This is a genomic window from Variovorax sp. PBL-H6 (genome assembly GCF_901827155.1).
Taxonomy (GTDB): domain Bacteria; phylum Pseudomonadota; class Gammaproteobacteria; order Burkholderiales; family Burkholderiaceae_C; genus Variovorax.
Window position 1 is genome coordinate 1,455,369 of the sequence record NZ_LR594659.1, and the last position, 17,142, is coordinate 1,472,510.

22 protein-coding genes are annotated in these 17,142 nt (G+C 65.4%); 15 read left to right on the top strand and 7 right to left on the bottom strand.

The features are described from left to right. Window positions 1–24 precede the first annotated feature (24 nt). The 13 genes from ubiE (at window position 25) to G3W89_RS06940 (ending at window position 11,760) form a co-directional block, all read left to right on the top strand. Window positions 25–756: a bifunctional demethylmenaquinone methyltransferase/2-methoxy-6-polyprenyl-1,4-benzoquinol methylase UbiE gene (gene ubiE / locus G3W89_RS06880; protein WP_162573389.1), complete on the top strand. Its 732-nt coding sequence runs from the start codon at window positions 25–27 to the stop codon at window positions 754–756. Window positions 757–794: 38 nt separating this feature from the next. Next, window positions 795–1,838: a Tim44 domain-containing protein gene (locus tag G3W89_RS06885; protein WP_162573390.1), complete on the top strand. Its 1,044-nt coding sequence runs from the start codon at window positions 795–797 to the stop codon at window positions 1,836–1,838. A 46-nt stretch (window positions 1,839–1,884) separates the two neighbouring features. Then, the gene (locus G3W89_RS06890) at window positions 1,885–2,439 is read left to right on the top strand and encodes a ubiquinone biosynthesis accessory factor UbiJ (RefSeq protein WP_162573391.1); all 555 of its coding nucleotides are present in this window, start codon (window positions 1,885–1,887) and stop codon (window positions 2,437–2,439) included. Then, on the top strand, window positions 2,436–4,001 hold the full coding sequence (ubiB, locus tag G3W89_RS06895; protein WP_162573392.1) for a ubiquinone biosynthesis regulatory protein kinase UbiB: 1,566 nt from the start codon (window positions 2,436–2,438) through the stop codon (window positions 3,999–4,001). The genes G3W89_RS06890 and ubiB overlap by 4 nt, the downstream gene beginning before the upstream one ends. A gap of 16 nt (window positions 4,002–4,017) precedes the next feature. Then, entirely contained in the window at window positions 4,018–5,466 is a 1,449-nt protein-coding gene (locus tag G3W89_RS06900; protein WP_162573393.1) for a sodium:solute symporter family protein, read from the top strand. A 127-nt stretch (window positions 5,467–5,593) separates the two neighbouring features. Beyond that, window positions 5,594–5,947 (top strand): FmdB family zinc ribbon protein, encoded by a 354-nt coding sequence (locus G3W89_RS06905; RefSeq protein ID WP_162573394.1) that lies wholly within the window; start codon window positions 5,594–5,596, stop codon window positions 5,945–5,947. A 25-nt stretch (window positions 5,948–5,972) separates the two neighbouring features. Next, a complete protein-coding gene (locus G3W89_RS06910; protein ID WP_162573395.1) occupies window positions 5,973–6,593 on the top strand; it encodes a DUF502 domain-containing protein in 621 nt (206 codons plus the stop codon). A gap of 30 nt (window positions 6,594–6,623) precedes the next feature. After that, window positions 6,624–8,429, top strand: coding sequence for an aspartate--tRNA ligase (gene aspS / locus G3W89_RS06915; RefSeq protein ID WP_162573396.1), 1,806 nt, complete (start codon window positions 6,624–6,626; stop codon window positions 8,427–8,429). 18 nt (window positions 8,430–8,447) lie between these two features. Then, entirely contained in the window at window positions 8,448–8,915 is a 468-nt protein-coding gene (gene nudB / locus G3W89_RS06920; RefSeq protein WP_162573397.1) for a dihydroneopterin triphosphate diphosphatase, read from the top strand. Continuing rightward, window positions 8,912–9,685, top strand: coding sequence for an endonuclease/exonuclease/phosphatase family protein (locus G3W89_RS06925; RefSeq protein WP_162573398.1), 774 nt, complete (start codon window positions 8,912–8,914; stop codon window positions 9,683–9,685). Before nudB ends, G3W89_RS06925 begins: the two co-directional genes overlap by 4 nt. 69 nt (window positions 9,686–9,754) lie before the next feature. After that, window positions 9,755–10,486: a GTP cyclohydrolase I gene (folE, locus tag G3W89_RS06930; protein ID WP_162573399.1), complete on the top strand. Its 732-nt coding sequence runs from the start codon at window positions 9,755–9,757 to the stop codon at window positions 10,484–10,486. A gap of 5 nt (window positions 10,487–10,491) precedes the next feature. Beyond that, window positions 10,492–10,914 carry a BLUF domain-containing protein gene (locus G3W89_RS06935; protein WP_162573400.1) on the top strand — a complete coding sequence of 141 codons (423 nt, stop codon included), beginning with the start codon at window positions 10,492–10,494 and terminating at the stop codon, window positions 10,912–10,914. A 24-nt stretch (window positions 10,915–10,938) separates the two neighbouring features. Further along, complete coding sequence (locus G3W89_RS06940; RefSeq protein WP_162577361.1) at window positions 10,939–11,760, top strand: DUF429 domain-containing protein; 822 nt, start codon at window positions 10,939–10,941, stop codon at window positions 11,758–11,760. A 96-nt stretch (window positions 11,761–11,856) separates the two neighbouring features. Here G3W89_RS06940 and G3W89_RS06945 read toward each other — a convergent pair whose 3' ends face one another. The 6 genes from G3W89_RS06945 to G3W89_RS06970 form a co-directional block, all read right to left on the bottom strand. Continuing rightward, window positions 11,857–12,399 carry a ferritin-like domain-containing protein gene (locus G3W89_RS06945; protein WP_162573401.1) on the bottom strand — a complete coding sequence of 181 codons (543 nt, stop codon included), beginning with the start codon at window positions 12,397–12,399 and terminating at the stop codon, window positions 11,857–11,859. Then, window positions 12,396–12,884 (bottom strand): hypothetical protein, encoded by a 489-nt coding sequence (locus tag G3W89_RS06950; RefSeq protein ID WP_232076377.1) that lies wholly within the window; start codon window positions 12,882–12,884, stop codon window positions 12,396–12,398. Before G3W89_RS06950 ends, G3W89_RS06945 begins: the two co-directional genes overlap by 4 nt. Next, complete coding sequence (locus tag G3W89_RS06955; RefSeq protein WP_162573402.1) at window positions 12,847–13,227, bottom strand: hypothetical protein; 381 nt, start codon at window positions 13,225–13,227, stop codon at window positions 12,847–12,849. The genes G3W89_RS06950 and G3W89_RS06955 overlap by 38 nt, the downstream gene beginning before the upstream one ends. 35 nt (window positions 13,228–13,262) lie before the next feature. Continuing rightward, window positions 13,263–13,637, bottom strand: coding sequence for a hypothetical protein (locus tag G3W89_RS06960; protein ID WP_162573403.1), 375 nt, complete (start codon window positions 13,635–13,637; stop codon window positions 13,263–13,265). A gap of 56 nt (window positions 13,638–13,693) precedes the next feature. Next, window positions 13,694–13,855 carry a DUF1328 domain-containing protein gene (locus G3W89_RS06965; protein WP_162573404.1) on the bottom strand — a complete coding sequence of 54 codons (162 nt, stop codon included), beginning with the start codon at window positions 13,853–13,855 and terminating at the stop codon, window positions 13,694–13,696. 183 nt (window positions 13,856–14,038) lie between these two features. Then, complete coding sequence (locus G3W89_RS06970) at window positions 14,039–15,412, bottom strand: CHASE3 domain-containing protein (protein WP_232076379.1); 1,374 nt, start codon at window positions 15,410–15,412, stop codon at window positions 14,039–14,041. Window positions 15,413–15,516: 104 nt separating this feature from the next. Between G3W89_RS06970 and G3W89_RS06975 the strand changes: the two genes are divergently transcribed. Continuing rightward, entirely contained in the window at window positions 15,517–16,149 is a 633-nt protein-coding gene (locus G3W89_RS06975) for a response regulator (RefSeq protein WP_162573405.1), read from the top strand. A gap of 74 nt (window positions 16,150–16,223) precedes the next feature. Here the strand turns inward: G3W89_RS06975 and G3W89_RS06980 are convergent, their stop codons facing one another. Then, the gene (locus G3W89_RS06980; protein ID WP_162573406.1) at window positions 16,224–16,628 is read right to left on the bottom strand and encodes a response regulator; all 405 of its coding nucleotides are present in this window, start codon (window positions 16,626–16,628) and stop codon (window positions 16,224–16,226) included. Between the two features lie 291 nt (window positions 16,629–16,919). On the opposite strand from G3W89_RS06980, the gene G3W89_RS06985 reads away from it, so the two are divergent. Next, a complete protein-coding gene (locus G3W89_RS06985; RefSeq protein ID WP_162573407.1) occupies window positions 16,920–17,126 on the top strand; it encodes a hypothetical protein in 207 nt (68 codons plus the stop codon). Window positions 17,127–17,142: the final 16 nt, after the last annotated feature.

The following is a 17,142-nucleotide window of genomic DNA, read 5'->3' on the forward strand; positions in this document are numbered from 1 at the left end:
CGCTTCCGACCTAACATCGGACGAATGAGCAGCACCCATTTTGGCTTCGAGACGGTCGAGGAAGGCGACAAGGCACGGCGCGTGCGCGGCGTGTTCGATTCGGTCGCCAACCGCTATGACCTGATGAACGACCTGATGTCGGGTGGACTGCACCGCGCCTGGAAAGCCTACACCGTGATGGTCGCGAACCTCGGGGAGGGATCGAAGGTGCTGGACATCGCAGGCGGTACCGGCGATCTCGCCCTGGCCTTCGCGAAGAAGGTGGGCGCCAGCGGCGAGGTGATCCACACCGACATCAACGAGGCCATGCTGCGCACCGGCCGCGACCGGCTGCTCGACGCCGGCGTCGCGCTGCCCACGCTGGTCTGCGATGCCGAGAAGCTGCCCTTTCCGGACAATCATTTCGATCTCGTGAGCGTCGCCTTCGGCCTGCGCAACATGACGCACAAGGACCTTGCGCTCAAGGAGATGAACCGGGTGCTCAAGCCGCACGGCAAGCTGCTGGTGCTCGAGTTCTCCAAGGTCGCCAAGCCCTTGTCGAAGGTCTACGACTGGTACTCCTTCAGCGTGCTGCCGCGACTGGGCAAGGTGGTGGCAGGCGACGACGCGAGCTACCGCTACCTGGCCGAATCGATCCGGATGCACCCCTCTCAGGAGGAGCTCAAGACCCTCATGAAAGAGGGCGGTTTCGGACATGTGGACTATCACAACATGACTGGGGGCGTCGTCGCCCTGCATGTTGGAATCAAGTGCTGATGATCAGAAGAGATTTCTTTGCCGTTCGAGGAGACGTCATGAAAAGTTTGTTGTCCGTTTTGTTGGTCTGTGCCCTGGCCGTCGGAAGCATGGACGCCGATGCACGCCGCCTGGGTGGCGGGAAGTCCTTCGGCAAGCAGTCGGGCAACGTGACGCAGCGTGAGGCCTCGCCGACTCCGCCAGCCACGCCCGGTGCACCTGCGCAGAGCAACGTGAACAGCGCGGCGGCCAAGCCGGCAACGGCGGCACCCGCTACGGCGCCCAAACGCCCGTGGGGCGCGATGCTCGGCGGCCTGGCCGCAGGCCTGGGACTGGCATGGCTCGCTCATTCGCTCGGCCTGGGCGCAGCCTTCGGCAACATCTTGTTGATCGCGCTTCTGGTGCTGGCAGCCGTGGTGGTGTGGCGCATCTTCGCGGCACGTTCGCGCGCCAACGGCGCCCAGCGCGGCGGCGGCTTCGCCTTCCAGGGTGCGGGCAGTCCTGCAAATCCCGCTTCGCCCGTGCAGTACAGCCCGAACAACGTCGGCAACGACGCGTCGGCCCGTCCCTGGGAGCGCAACTCGGCGGCCTTCGACGCCAGCCCGGCACAACCCGAACACGCGGCCGACCGCGGCGGCTCGTCGATGGCGGGCGCGGCGGCGGCCAGCGGCGGCAGCCTGATCGGCTCGGCCCTGAGCGGCGCGCAGTCCTGGGGCATCCCGGTTGGCTTCGACACCGACGGCTTCCTGACCGCGGCCAAGCGCAACTTCGTGACGCTGCAGGACGCCTGGGACCGTGCCGACATCAACACCCTGCGCTCGATGATGACCGACAGCATGGTCGGCGAGATCCGCCAGCAGTTGGGGGAGCGCGAGGACCACACGGGCGGCCAGGCCAACAAGACCGAGGTGGTCATGCTGGACGCCAAGCTGCTGGGCATCGAAGAACTGCCCGATGCCTACCTGGCGAGCGTCGAGTTCTCCGGCATGATCCGCGAGGACCTTTCCTCTGGCCCGAGCCCCTTCCGCGAGGTCTGGAACATGACCCGGCCGACCAGCGGTTCAAGCGGCTGGCTGGTGGCCGGCGTGCAGGCCCTGCAGTAGGCACCTGACGCTTCGAAGCCGGTCGCAAGACCGGGATAATGGGGACATGGTCACACCATCGTCCCCTTTTTCTTTTCTCGACGATTTCATCAACCGCGTCGGCAGCCGCCTGCAGCCGCCGGGCTGGGTGATTCACGAGGTCCAGCATCGCGCGGTGCTCTTCCTTAATCACGTGCTGCAGCAGGAGCCCGAGGCGCAGCAGCGCCTGGCGCGCCAGCAGGGCAGGGTGGTCGAATTCGAATGGCGATTCGTGACCATGAAGGTTGTCGCCACGCCGGCCGGCCTGCTCGACCTGGCACCCGAGGGCGCGGTGCCCGAGCTCATGCTGGTGCTGGCCGAGACCTCGCCGTTCGGTTTGGCGCGGGCCGCCGCGCGCGGCGAGAAACCGGCGGTGCGCATCGAGGGCGACGTGCAGCTGGCCGCCGAGGTCAACTGGCTGGTCGATCATGTGCGCTGGGACGTGGAGGACGACCTGGCGCGCCTGATCGGCGATGTGCCGGCCCACACCATCGCCAACGGCGCGCGGCGCGTCGTGGAGGGACTGCGGCAATTCGTCGGTGAGCGCGGAGGCAAGCCCGCCGGCTCCGCAGGCGCCGAATGAGGCGCTTCTACCGCGGCGTCTTCATCGTCCTGGTCGCGCTGCGCTACGGGCTCGACGAACTCGTCCTCACCAGCTTCCAGAAGCCCTGGCTGCGTGTGCTGGCGCGCATCGTATCCGTCGGCCGCAAGCTCGATGCACCCCGTGGCCAGCGCCTGCGCGAGGCGCTGGAAAGCCTCGGACCGATCTTCGTCAAATTCGGGCAGGTGCTGTCGACGCGACGCGACCTGCTGCCGGCGGACATTGCCGATGAACTGGCCTGGCTGCAGGACCGCGTGCCGCCCTTCGACTCGAGGATCGCGATCGCCACGATCGAGCGCGCTTTCCGCCGGCCAGTGGGAGAGGTCTTCGTCGACTTCGACCCGACGCCTGTGGCCAGCGCCTCCATCGCGCAGGTGCACTTCGCCACCCTGCGCGAACCCGGCGGAGCGATCCGAGAGGTCGCCGTCAAGGTGCTGCGGCCCGGCATGCGCAACGTGATCGACAAGGATCTCGAGCTGATGGCCATGGTGGCCGCGTGGGTCGGGAACTTGTCCAGCGACGCCAAGCGCCTCAAGCCGCGCGAAGTCGTGGCCGAGTTCGACAAGTACCTGCACGACGAGCTCGACCTGGTGCGCGAGGCCGCCAACGCGGCGCAGTTGCGGCGCAACATGACCCAGCTCGACCTGGTGATGATCCCGGAGATGTTCTGGGACTTCTGCCATCCCGAAGTGATCGTGATGGAGCGCATGAAGGGCGTGCCGATCGCGCAACTCGACCGGCTGCGCACTGCCGGCGTCGACATCCCGAAGCTGGCGCGCGACGGCGTCACGATCTTCTTCACGCAGGTGTTCCGCGACGGCTTCTTCCATGCCGACATGCACCCCGGCAACATCCAGGTCAGCCTGGAGCCGGCCACCTTCGGTCGCTACATTTCGCTGGACTTCGGCATCGTCGGCACGCTGACCGAGTCCGACAAGGAGTACCTGGCGCAGAACTTCGCCGCTTTCTTCCGGCGCGACTACAAGCGCGTGGCGGAGCTGCACCTCGAGAGCGGTTGGGTACCCGGGGGCACGCGCATCGACGAACTGGAGGCCGCGATCCGCACCGTGTGCGAGCCCTATTTCGATCGCCCGCTCAAGGAAATCTCGCTAGGCATGGTGCTGATGCGCCTGTTCCAGACCTCGCGCCGCTTTCACGTCGAGATCCAGCCGCAGCTGGTATTGCTGCAGAAGACCTTGCTCAACATCGAGGGCCTGGGCCGGCAGCTCGACCCGGAGCTGGACCTGTGGCATACCGCCAGGCCTTTCCTGGAGAAATGGATGAGCGACCAGATCGGCCCGCGCAAGCTGCTGGAGCAACTGCGCGCCGAAGCGCCGCGCTACGCCAAGCTGCTGCCGCAACTGCCTCGGCTCATGCACGACTTCCTCGAAAATCGGCCTGCTGACCACCGACGCGAACTGCTGGAGCTGCTGGCCGCTCAAAAGCGGACCAATCGGCTCCTGCAGGCCATCATCTACGGTGGCATAGGTTTTGTATTGGGGTTGCTCGCGATGCAGGTGCTGGTGCGCGTGCGTCTGTTCTGAATAGGAGGATTCCGCCGTGCTGCTGACCCTGGTCATCGTCTACCTGCTCGTCACGATCGCCATTGGCCTGTACGCCGCCAGGCGCGTGAAGAACACCACCGACTTCGCGATCGCCGGGCGGCACCTGCCGCTTTACATGATCGTGACCACGACCTTCGCCACCTGGTTCGGTTCCGAGACCGTTCTTGGTATTCCCGCCAAGTTCATCGAGGGCGGGCTGCACGGCGTGATCGAGGACCCCTTCGGCGCCGGCACGTGCCTGATCCTGGTCGGCCTGTTCTTTGCCGGCAAGCTCTACCGCATGACGCTGCTCACCATCAGCGATTACTACCGCGAGCGCTTCGGCCGCACCATCGAGGTCGCCTGTTCGCTGATCATCATGCTGAGCTACCTGGGCTGGGTCTCGGCGCAGGTCACGGCGCTGGGGCTGGTGTTCAACCTGCTGTCGGGCGGCGTCGTCAGCATCCCGGCGGGCATGGTCATCGGCGTGATCTCGATCCTCGCCTACACGCTGTTCGGGGGCATGTGGTCCGTGGCGGTGACCGACTTCATCCAGATGATCATCCTGGTGCTCGGCTTGGCGGTCATTGCGATGTTTGCAGGCGACATGGCTGGCGGCGCCGAGAAGGTGGTGGCCTTGGCGGCCAGCAAGGACCTGTTCCGCTTCTGGCCCGAGCCGAGCTGGAAAGACATCATCTTCTTCTTCGCCGCAGCCATCACCATGATGCTGGGCTCGATCCCGCAGCAGGACGTGTTCCAGCGCGTCATGTCGGCCAACAGCGTCAAGGCCTCGACCCGCGGGCCTGTGATCGGCGGCGTCGCCTACATCCTGTTCGCCTTCGTGCCCATGTTCCTGGTGGCCAGCGCGCTGCTCATCATGCCGGAGCAGACCGCCACGCTGCTCAAGGACGATCCGCAGAAGGTGCTGCCCACTCTGGTGCTGGAGAAGATGCCGTTCGTGATGCAGGTGTTCTTCTTCGGCGCGCTGCTGTCGGCCATCAAGTCCACCGCGTCGGCCACCCTGCTGGCGCCCAGCGTCACGTTCACCGAGAACATCTGGCGCCAGTTCCGCCCGGCTGGCACCGACCGCGAGAACCTGCTGACCATGCGCATCACGGTGCTGGTGTTCAGCGCCGCGGTGCTCGCCTATGCGATTCGCATGCAGGGCACGCCCATCTACGAACTGGTCTCGGGCGCCTACCAGGTGCCGCTGGTGGGCGCCTTCGTGCCGCTGGTCTGCGGCCTGTATTGGCAGCGGGCGACCACCCAGGGCGCGGTGGCCTCGGTGGTGCTCGGCATCGGAGTCTGGCTGCTGTTCCTCGCCATGCCTTGGGGCGAGGAGTTCCCGGCCCAGCTTGCCGGCGTGCTGGCTTCCTTTGCGGGCATGTTCACGGGCTCGCTGGCGCCCCAGTGGGTGGCCAACCGGCGTACGCCGCACCGGCCACTGGCGATCGATCCCGCTTGAAAAAGGTGTGAATTACACCTCGTGAGTCGGGCGTGGAGGCCGAAGGGCAACCTTCTTGCACTCTCCATGCCAACCTATAATCAAAGGCTTTGCGAGCGGCCGCCGGCCGCTTTCTCCCCTCCTACCCATGCCTATCTACGCCTACAAGTGCAGCGCCTGCGGCTTTGCCAAGGACGTGCTGCAGAAATTGTCCGATGCACCGCTGACGGAGTGCCTGCAATGCGGCGCCAGCGCATTCAGCAAGCAGGTCACCGCCGCCGGCTTTCAGCTGAAGGGTTCGGGCTGGTACGTGACCGACTTCCGTGATGGCGGCGGCAAGAAGGCGGCCGAGAAGGCCAATGGCGACAGGGAGACGAGCGCACCGGCCGAGGGCGCTCCCGCCTCGACCGGGGCGGCTGACGCGCCCGCGCCGGCCGCGTCGCCTACCGCGGCGCCGGCGCCGTCGCCCGCAGCTGCGCCAGCCGCCTCCAAGGGCGACTGAGAGCCACGTCGCCACGCCCAACGCCATGCTCGCCCTGCGCAAATGGTTGCTGTCCGGCCTGCTGGTCATCGTGCCGCTGGTCATCACGTTGGGCGTTCTGAACTGGATCATCGGCACGCTGGACCAAACGTTGTGGCTGCTGCCCGAGCACTGGCAGCAGTGGCTCACCGATCACAAGGTGCGCGGGCTGGGCGTGCTGTTGACGCTGGCGATCCTGCTGGTCGTCGGCGCGACTGCAAGCAACTTCATCGGCAAGCGCCTGCTGGGCTGGGGCGACGCGGTGGTGCGCCGCATCCCGGTGGTGCGCTCGATCTATTCGAGCGTCAAGCAGGTGTCGGACACCCTGTTCTCCGAGAATGGCAATGCCTTCCGCACCGCGGTGCTGGTGCAGTGGCCGCGCGACGGCTCCTGGACCATTGCCTTCGTGACCGGCGCCCCTGGCGGCGAAGTGCTCTCGGAACTTGGCGGTGGCGACTACCTGAGCGTCTACGTGCCCACGACGCCCAACCCGACAGGCGGCTACTTCGTGATGCTCAGGCGCACCGACTGCATCGAACTCAGGATGAGCGTGGACGACGCGCTCAAGTACATCGTGTCGATGGGCGTCGTCGTTCCAAACGGCCCTGCGACCATCGCGAACAGATAAAACACGCGCTCGACGGCGCCGGAATCCTTTATGGCCATGCGTACACACTATTGCGGTCTCGTGACCGAAGCCCTGCTGGGCCAAACCGTCACCCTGTCGGGCTGGGTCAACCGCCGCCGCGATCATGGCGGCGTGATATTCATCGACCTGCGCGACCGCGAAGGTTATGTCCAGGTGGTGTGCGACCCCGACCGCGCAGCCACTTTCGCGACCGCCGAAGGGCTGCGCAACGAGTTCTGCGTACAGGTCACGGGCCTGGTTCGCGCGCGCCCCGAGGGCACGGTCAACGAGAACCTCAAGAGCGGCAAGATCGAGGTGCTCAGTCATGAGTTGAAGGTCATCAACCCTTCGGTGACGCCCCCGTTCCAGCTCGACGACGACAATCTCTCCGAGACTACCCGCCTCACGCACCGCGTGCTGGACCTGCGCCGTCCGGCCATGCAGCGCAACATGATGCTGCGCTACAAGGTCACGATGGAGGTGCGCAAGTTCCTCGACGCCAACGGCTTCATCGACATCGAGACGCCGATGCTCGGCAAGTCGACGCCGGAGGGCGCGCGCGACTACCTGGTGCCAAGCCGGGTGCACGACGGCAGCTTCTTCGCACTGCCGCAGTCGCCCCAGCTCTTCAAGCAGCTCTTGATGGTGTCCGGCTTCGACCGCTACTACCAGATCGTCAAGTGCTTCCGCGACGAGGACCTGCGTGCCGACCGCCAGCCCGAGTTCACACAGATCGACATCGAGACCTCCTTCATGGCCGAGGAGGAGATCCGCGAGATGTTCGAAGGCATGATCCGCAAGGTGTTCCGCGCCGCGGCGGAAGTCGAGCTGCCGCCCTTCCCGGTCATGAGCTATGCGGACGCGATGTTCAAGTACGGCTCCGACAAGCCCGACCTGCGCGTGAAGCTGGAGTTCACCGAGCTCACCGACGTGATGCGCAATGTCGAGTTCAAGGTCTTCGCGCAGGCGGCCGGAATGACGGGCGGCCGCGTGGTCGCGCTGCGCGTCCCCAGCGGCGGTGCCGAGGGCGGCCTCTCGCGCGGCGACATCGATGCCTACACAGAGTTCGTCAAGATCTACGGCGCCAAGGGCTTGGCCTACATCAAGGTCAACGACGCGGCGCAAGGGCGCGAGGGCCTGCAGAGCCCGATCGTCAAGAACCTCAGCGACGCCTCGCTGGCCGAGATCATTGCGCGCACCGGCGCACGCAACGGCGACATCCTGTTCTTCGGCGCGGACAAGGAGAAGATCGTCAACGACGCCATCGGCGCGCTTCGCGTGAAGATCGGTCACAGCGCCTTCGGCCGCAAGAACGGCCTGTTCGAAGAGCGCTGGTCGCCGTTGTGGGTGGTCGACTTCCCGATGTTCGAGTTCGATGAGGAAGGCCAACGCTGGTCGGCCGTGCACCACCCGTTCACCTCGCCCAAGGACGGCCACGAGGATCTCATGGACACCGCGCCCGAGAAGTGCATCGCCAAGGCGTACGACATGGTGCTCAACGGCATCGAAATGGGCGGCGGCTCCGTGCGTATCCACCGTGAGGAGGTGCAGAGCAAGGTGTTCCGCGCCCTCAAGATCAGCGCGGAAGACGCGCAAAACAAGTTCGGATTTCTGTTGGACGCGCTGCAGTACGGAGCTCCGCCGCATGGCGGCATCGCCATCGGCCTCGATCGGCTGGTGATGCTGATGACCGGCGCCGAATCCATCCGCGACGTGATCGCATTCCCCAAGACCCAGCGCGCGCAGGACCTGCTGACGCAGGCGCCGAGCCCGGTCGACGAGAAGCAGCTGCGCGAGCTGCACATCCGCTTGCGCAACCCCCAGCCCGCCGCATGAGAGCCAAGGGGCGCAAGCATGAGCGAGCGGCCCTGGAAGATTCCTGAATCGGTGCTGGTCGTGATCCACACGCCGGCGCTCGAAGTGCTGCTGATCCAACGTGCCGACGCCGAGGACTTCTGGCAGTCGGTCACCGGCAGCAAGGACGAGGTCGACGAGCCACTGGCGCTCACGGCGGCGCGCGAGGTCGCCGAGGAGACCGGCATCGACTGCCGCGCGGGAAGCGCGCTGGCCTGCAGTCTGCGCGACTGGCGGCTGCAGAACGTTTACGAAATCTACCCTCGCTGGCGTTCTCGCTATGCCCCAGGTGTCACCCACAATACCGAGCACCTGTTCGGGCTGTGCGTGCCCGAGCCGGTGACTCCGCGGCTGGAGCCGCGGGAGCACACGGCCTGGCGCTGGCTGCCCTACCGCGAGGCGGCCGACGCCTGCTTTTCCCCTTCGAATGCAGAAGCGATCCTGCTGCTGCCAGAATTTGCGCAATGAATTTGCCGAGCAGCACCTCGAGCGGCAGCAACCTCCGGGTCGCCACTTACAACATCCACAAAGGGGTGCAAGGCATCGGGCCGACGCGGCGCCTTGAGATCCACAACCTGGGCCATGCCATCGAGCAGCTGGACGCCGACATCGTCTGTCTCCAGGAAGTGCGCAAGATGAACCGCCAGGCCGCCGCCCGCTTCAGGCACTGGCCGGAGCTGCCGCAAGCCGACTTTCTGGCGCCCGAGGGCTACACCGCAATCTACGAGACCAATGCCATCACGCGACATGGCGAACATGGCAACGCGCTGCTGACGCGATGGCCTGTGCTGCGCAAGACCCACCAGGACATTTCCGACCACCGCTTCGAGCAGCGCGGCCTGCTGCACGTGGCGATCGAGGTCGAGGGCCGGCCCGTGCATGCGATCGTCGTTCACCTGGGACTGATCCGCGGCAGCCGGGTGCGCCAGATCGCCTTGCTGCGCGAGTTCATCGAGCGCGAGATTCCGCCGGGCGAGGCCCTGGTGGTGGCCGGCGACTTCAACGACTGGGGTGCCCGCATGCGCTACGCGATGAACGCGATGGGACTGCGCGACACCAGCGACCTGCGCGGGCCGCGCACGCTGACCTATCCCTCGCGCCTGCCCGTGACGCAGCTCGACTTCATCTACGGCCGGCAGGTCGAGGCGGTGGCGACCACGGTGCCGCGCGGGCCGATTTGGGCGCGAATGTCCGATCATCTTCCGCTGGTGGCCGATTTCGTGCTATCAAAAAGATAGCCTCCAGGTCAGGCGCACTGCGCGCTGCAGGGGTATTCGCTGCAATTCATTCACTGTTAGGATGCGCTGATGCTAAGGACAATCGATACCGCCGAGCGCCCCGAGCCGGACGCCGGGGATGAGGGCACGCCCGTTTCCGTGAAGATCCGCGAGCGCCTGCTGGCCGCGCGCAAGCGCTTCAATGCCAACGACAACATCGCCGAGTTCATCGAGCCCGGCGAGCTCGAGGGGCTGCTCGACGAGGTCGAACACAAGATGAAGGACGTGCTCGAGGCGCTGGTGATCGACCTCGACAACGACCACAACACCGAGAACACTGCGCGCCGTGTCGCCAAGATGTACCTGAACGAGGTGTTCAGGGGCCGCTACGTGGCCCAGCCTCCGCTCACCGAATTCCCCAACGCCGAGCATCTGAACGAGCTCATGATCGTCGGTCCGATCACGGTGCGCAGCGCCTGCTCGCATCATTTCTGCCCGATCATCGGCAAGCTCTGGATCGGCGTGATGCCCAACGAGAAGACCAACGTCATCGGCCTGTCGAAGTACGCACGGCTGGCGGAGTGGGTCATGAGCCGTCCCCAGATCCAGGAGGAAGCCGTGGTCCAGCTGGCCGACCTGATCCAGGAGCGCACGCAGCCCGACGGGCTGGCCCTGGTGATGGAGGCCGAGCACTTCTGCATGCAGTGGCGCGGCGTCAAGGAGATGGACAGCAAGATGATCAACTCCGTGATGCGCGGCGTCTTCCTCAAGGATCCCAATTTGCGTCGAGAATTTCTTGCGCTGATTCCCCGCCGGAGCTAAACGCCATGCTTGTACGCCTGCTTTATGTCAGCCGTGCCGTCGACACCAGCCCCGATGCGGTGGAGGCGATCCTCGCGCAATCGCGCGCACACAACACAGCCTGCGGCATCACGGGCATCCTTTGCTACGGGGGCGGCGTGTTCCTGCAGGCCATCGAGGGTGGCCGCACGGCAATCAGCGAGCTCTACGGCCATATCCAGCGGGATCCCCGCCACAAGGACGTCGTGTTGCTGCACTACGAGGAGATCTCGGAGCGCCGCTTCGGCGGCTGGACCATGGGACAGGTCAACCTGTCCAAACTCAACGTCTCCACGCTGCTCAAGTACTCGGAAAAGCCGGAACTGGACCCGTATTCGGTGTCCGGCAAGGTTTCGCTTGCACTGCTCGAAGAGCTGATGGCGACCGCCGCCATCGTCGGGCGTCACTGAGCGCGTCGCCGCGCGGTGTCCGCACTGCTGCTGGGCTGCGATTTCTCCAGTGCGCCGAATGCGCGCAAGCCCATCGTGCTCGCGGTCGGTTGCGCCATTCCAGGTGGCGTCAGCTTGCAAAGGCTCGAGCGTTTCGACTCACTGGGATCGTGGCGCGCTTGGCTGGCCAGCGAGCCTGCCTGGGTCGGCGCTTTCGACTTTCCCTTCGGTCTGCCGCGCGAATTGGTGGCGCATCTGGGATGGCCGATGGAGTGGCGCGCACTTATCGAGCACTATGCCGGTCTCGACCGCGCCCTGATCCGCGAGACTTTCGCGGCCTTCTGCGCGGCGCGGCCCCCCGGGGGCAAGTTCGCGCACCGCGCAACCGATGCACCAGCCGGCTCCAGCCCCTCCATGAAGTGGGTCAACCCGCCGGTGGCTTTCATGCTGCATGCCGGCGTGCCGCGGCTGCTGGAGGCCCGGGCGGCTCTGCCAGGCCTGCACGTGCCGGCAAGCGCCGCCGGGCGCATCGCGCTGGAGGGCTACCCGGGCCTCCTGGCGCGAGAGCTGATCGGGCGGCGCAGCTACAAGAGCGACGATTCGGCCTCCCAGACTGCTCCCCGGAGCGAAGCGCGTACGGAGCTGCTTGCCGCCCTCGAACGCGGTGCCACACGCCTTCGACTTAGGCTCATCGTGGCGGGGCCCGAACGCAACCAGCTGCTGGCCGACGCGCGTGGAGATTGCCTTGATGCAGCGCTGTGCCTTGTACAGGCCGCCTGGGGAGTCGCCCGCTCTACGAGCGTCGGCCCCGGCTACGGATTGCCGGCGGCCATGGACCCGCTCGAAGGCTGGATTCTCACCGCCTGAAGCTCCACGTCTCTCGAGGATGGAGCGCTGCTCAGTTCAACAAAAAAGCCCAGCTCTCGCCGGGCCTTTTTGCTGGCGTGCGCTCCGCACGCGATCTCATTCGAGCCAGTCCTTGAGCTCGTCGGCATGCTCTTCTTCATCCGTCAGGATCTCCTCAAGCATGCGCCGGGTAGTGGGGTCCTTGTCGCCGACCAGCGAGATCATCTGCCGGTAGGTCTCGATGGCAATGCGCTCGGCCACAAGGTTGGCGCGCACCATGGCCTGCAGGTCCTTTGATTCATCGTATTGGGCGTGGCTGCGCTCGCGCAGCGTCTGCGGGTTGAAGTCGGGCTCCCCGCCCAGCTGCACGATCCGTTCCGCGATCTTGTCCGCATGGGCCGACTCTTCGTTGGCGTGCACCAGGAACTCGTCGGCAATCGGCGGCGAGGCCTGACCGCTCGCGGTGAAGTAGTGACGCTTGTAGCGCAGCACGCAGACGAGCTCGGTCGCCAGCGCGTCGTTGAGCAGGCGCACGATGTCGTCTCGCCAGGGCCCGTAGCCCGGCGTCACTGCACCCTCATCGAGGCTTTGGGAAGCCGCGTCGATCTTCGCTTGGTCCAGTACCAGGCGCTGGGGCATCTTGGCCGGTATGTTCGTCATGGGAATTCCTTTCGTGCGGGAGTGTCCGGGTTCTTGTGCATCAGCGTGGTCACGAGGTCGGCCACGTCGGATGTCTTGAGCACCGCGGCGATCACTGCAGTGATGGACAGCAGGCGCCACGGTCTGATCAGCACGATCAGCGCCCCCGTCCCCGCCGCGGCGGCAATGAGCTTGACCGGCTGTTCGCGCGCATAACGCTCGATCAAGGGACGGGCGAGCTGTCCAGCCGCGTTGGCCGGATGGCGGCGCCACCATCGCTGCACCACGTTGCGCGCCATCGAGGCCCAGGCTACGCGGTCGATGAAGGTTTCGCGCGCTGTGCCTTGTGCAACCGGTTCACCGACCGGCTCCCGGCCGTTGTACGCGCGATGTCCGCGGCCCTGCAGCTGCGCGACGAGCGCACGGCGTGAAATGGCGAGCCGCTCCTGCGGCGTCAGGCTCTCGCGCTCAGTCGGCACTGGCGTCTCCCGCAGCATGGAGGGCATGGATATCCGCATCTACCTGAGCCCGCAAGTCGTTGAATCCGTGGAATTCGATGGGACGCGCAGCGACATACCCCGCGATCAGCGCAATGGCCGCTGAGACGCCGGGGACCGCGACCAATACCCAATGAAACCCTCCCTGGACGACGCCGAGCATGATGGCCGTCCCGGTGAGGCCAAGGGCCAGCATGCCCGCGACTGCGGCAAGGACACCGGCGACAAGACGCCCTATCAGGCCCTTGGTGGCCTCTGCCGCCTCGAGCCTGAGCAGCGCTGCGTAGTTCGAGGCATGTTCGACGAAGAGCTCTGGATGCCTGAGCACCGTGGAGAAAATGGGATGCAACATGGTGCGGCAGGCGGCGCGGGCGAGGCGGCTTCAGTTCAATAGTCGTCCCGGCTGCGGCGGCTGGCGAGCACGATAAGCGCAGTGATGACGGCGCCTGCGGCGGCGGCGACGAGCACCGATCGGACTGGTTGGTCCGCAATGTACCGGCCCGTCACGTCCGCCGCCTGTTCCAGGCGGCGCTGGGCGCGGGCGCTGGTCGTCGAAGCCGCGTCCAGGCCGCGCTGCACGGCTTGCTGCACGCGCGCAGCGAGTTGCTCGACGGTGGGTTCGGCCTCGCGGCGCAGGTCGCGCACCTTCTCGCCGGCGGCGTTCACCGCGTTCTGGGCATAGGCGCGGGTGTTGTCGATCGCGTCGTTGGCAGTTTGACGTGCCTCTTCAGCCATTTGCGACGGGGTCTTGATCGTGCTCATGAGAAAAGTCCTTATGGGAGAAAAGTTGCGAGAGCCTGCTCATCGTAACGATGCAGTCATCGTCGCATCAAGCCCGCGATGAAACTGGCGAGCGCCAGCACGATGAAGATGATGAAGAGGATCTTGGCGATGCCCACCGCGCTGGCCGCGATGCCGCCGAAGCCGAACACCGCGGCGATCAGCGCGATGACCAGGAACACGACTGCGTAGTACAACATGCTGGACTCCTTTATTTTGGGCATGTCTCGTTGTGTGATCACGGCCTCTTCGCCTTGGCGAGGGCTTTGTCGAGAGCATGGACTCAACAGTAAAGGACGGCTCTTCAAGACCCTGTCAGCAGCCGAGGCCTGGGGGCGTAGGAGAGGGCCGAATCGCGGTGGCCGCGCATGGGGGGGCTGCGCTCAGGCGAGCTGCCGGGCCAGGGAAGGCGTGGCCGCCGGGGGGGCGGTAGGCAAGCTGGCACTCAGGCGCGTCCCTTGGCCTGGCGTCGACGAGATGGTCAGCTTGCCCTTGGCCGTTTCGACGCGATGCTGCATGCCTGCAAGGCCGTGGGAGGACACGCGCAGGGCCTGGAGATCGAAGCCCTTGCCGTTGTCGCTCACCTCCACAACCACGTGGTTGCCGTAGTTCTTCATCACGATGCTGGCTTCGGTCGCCTGCGCATACTTGCCGATGTTGGTCAGGCTCTCCTGCACCATCCGATAGACCGTAAGCTGGTTGGCTTCGTCGAGAGTCACCGGCTCGAGCACCATCTCGATCTCGACCCCCGAGTGCTCCGCGAACTCGCGCCCGAGGATCTCGAGCGAAGCGATGAGGCCGAGGTTGGCCAGAGAGGAAGGTCTCAGGTCCTCGATGATGCGGCGCTTGAGGGCGATACCGCTGTTGAGCAGTTCGTTCATGTGCTGCAATCGTTGTATCGCTTCCGGCGAATCGAGGAGGCGGGACTTCAGCCGTGCGACATCGAGCTTGGCAGCGGTCAGCAGAGAGCCCAGCTCGTCGTGCAGCTCGCGGGCCAGGAAGCCGCGCTCGGTCTCCCGCACCTCCTGCAAGTGGGTGGCGAGCTCGGCCAGGGTCGCGGTCCGCTCCCGCACCTCGTCCTCAAGGGCGTTGCGCTCGCGCTGCAAGGCTTCCTGCTGGCGTTCGCCGGCCGACCGCAGCGCATGCGTCTGGCGCAGGTAGAGATAGAAGGCGGCCAATCCCGCGAGCGCCACCAGCCCGATGCCGATGCGGCCGAAGCGCAGCGACATCGTGATCTGTGCCTGCCCCCGCATCAGGGCTTCGTTGCTGAGAGCGATCAGCTCGCTGGCCTGCTGCCGGATGGCTTCCATTTCCTCGCGGCCGACATCCGTGGTGATCACGAACTTCCAGGCATCGTCGTTGCCTTCTTGCCGCAATCGCACGCTCATGTCGATCTCGGCAAGCTTGCGCGAAACATGTTTGGCGAGCTCGGTCAGCCGCGCGGCCTCGGCCGGGCGATGTGCGTAGAGCGACTGAAGCGCGGCCAACTGGCCATCGACCTTTTTCACAGCGCTGTCGTAAGGCTCGCGATAGCGCGCCTCTCCCGTCAACAAATAACCTCGCTGACCCGTTTCAGCATCGACAATGCTCTGCAGCAGAAGATTGAGTGCGAGCCGTATGCGCTGCGCCTCGCTGACCTCGGTCAGTGCCTGGGTGGATTGCCTGTAGCCGGCCTCGTTGATGCCCACGAGCGCAAGCGCCGCGAGCATCGCGAGCGTGAGGCCGGCGGCCATCTTGGGGAAAGCTAACCAGCGCATGGGGTCTCCGAAGGACGCGAGCAGTTCAAATTCAGGAATAATCGGCGACCAGGGGGCAGTTTGCTGCGACGCAAAAGGCCGCGACACGACAAAGAAGGTACCAGATGATCAAAATCGGAATTGTGGATGACCATGCCATCGTGCGCTCCGGCCTGCGCCAGTTCTTCTCGGAGCACGTCGATCTGCGCGTGGTCGGGGAGGCCGCGAGCGGGCGCGAGGCGATCGAGCTCGTGCGCACCACGGAGCTGGACGTGCTGGTGATGGACCTGTCGATGCCCGGCCAAAGCGGCATCGATGCGCTGGCGATGATCCGCGCCAAGGCACCGGACGTCGGCATCCTCATCCTCAGCGGATACCCCGAGGAGCACTACGCGATGAACCTGATCCGGCAGGGCGCGAGCGGCTACCTCAACAAGGAATGCGATCCGAAAGAGATCGTGGATGCCATTCGCACCATCTCGCTGGGCCGCCGCTACATCACGCAAGCCGTGGCCGAGTTGCTCGCTCGGCAGCTCGACCGCAAGGACGACGCGGCCCCGCACGAGCAGCTGTCCGAACGCGAGTTCCAGGTCTTCCTGAAGCTTGCCAAGGGCGAGACGGCGGGGGATATTGCCAAGACCCTGTCGCTCTCGGTCAAGACGGTCAGCACCTACCGCACGCGGCTCATGGAGAAGATGAACCTCTCCTCCAACAGCGATCTCACGTATTACGCGCTGAAGAACAAGCTGATCGATTGAGACGGGGAAGGTGCCCTCGCAGGGGCGGGGGCGCCGCATCGGCGGGGCCACGAGCTTGACCGGGTTGCGCGGCTTCAGCTCGAACCCGAGGTCTGCCGCAGCGTCGAGGCCTGCTCGATGCAGAAGTCGATCAGCGCATCGATCTCGTTCGACTTGTCAAAAACCGCATCCACGCCGAACTGGGCGCAGCGCTTGCGGATGTCGGGTGTGGCGTAATTGCTGAGAACCACGATCTTCTGATGGGGCCGCCGCTTGCTGACCGCCTGCAACACGCCCAGGCCACTGCCTTGCTTGAGAAACAGGTCGACGATGGCCAGTTCCCACTGTTCGCCGTTCTCCGCCAACCAGCGGACAGCCTCCGCCTCGGTTTCGGCGAAACCGACGGCCGAAATGCACGTGAGTTCTTCCAGAGTGCCGACGAGGTTCTCGCGGATCGTGACGTTGTCTTCGACGATGTAGGTTTTCAATCTGAGGTCCATGGAGAACCGCGCGTCTGCCTGGAATGAAACTTCGCGACCTTAGCGGATGATTGCGACGAACGCCAGTTTGTAAGTGTTGCTACGAATGACCGAACAGGATCATGCCGCCTGCGAGCGCATCCGGCTGTAGGTCTGTTCTTACGAGTTCTGTGGTCTGAGTGCCCGTAGGCGGTGCCGCACAGCCGCTGCTGTCGAGCGCCGACCCTCGCGCGAAGCCGCGCCTATTACGCTTGGTCGCAATCGAGCTGCAGCGCTCCTGCCGCAGCCTCGAGTTCCTGACAGGTGGCCAAGATGAAGATGATCTGGAACTACGGGGTGGTCAGCCTGTTGACTTTGGCCGCCGCTGCAGTGGTGGCGCTCGGGGAACCCGCGAGCGCCGAGTTGAAGGTCGTCGAGGCCGCCACCGCCGCCGCATTCGTGGGAATCACTGCGTTGCCTGGCCTCGCCTTGCCCGCCTCCATCAACTCGGCGCCAGAGCGAAAGACGACCGTGCCGTGAGCACACCGCCCACCCG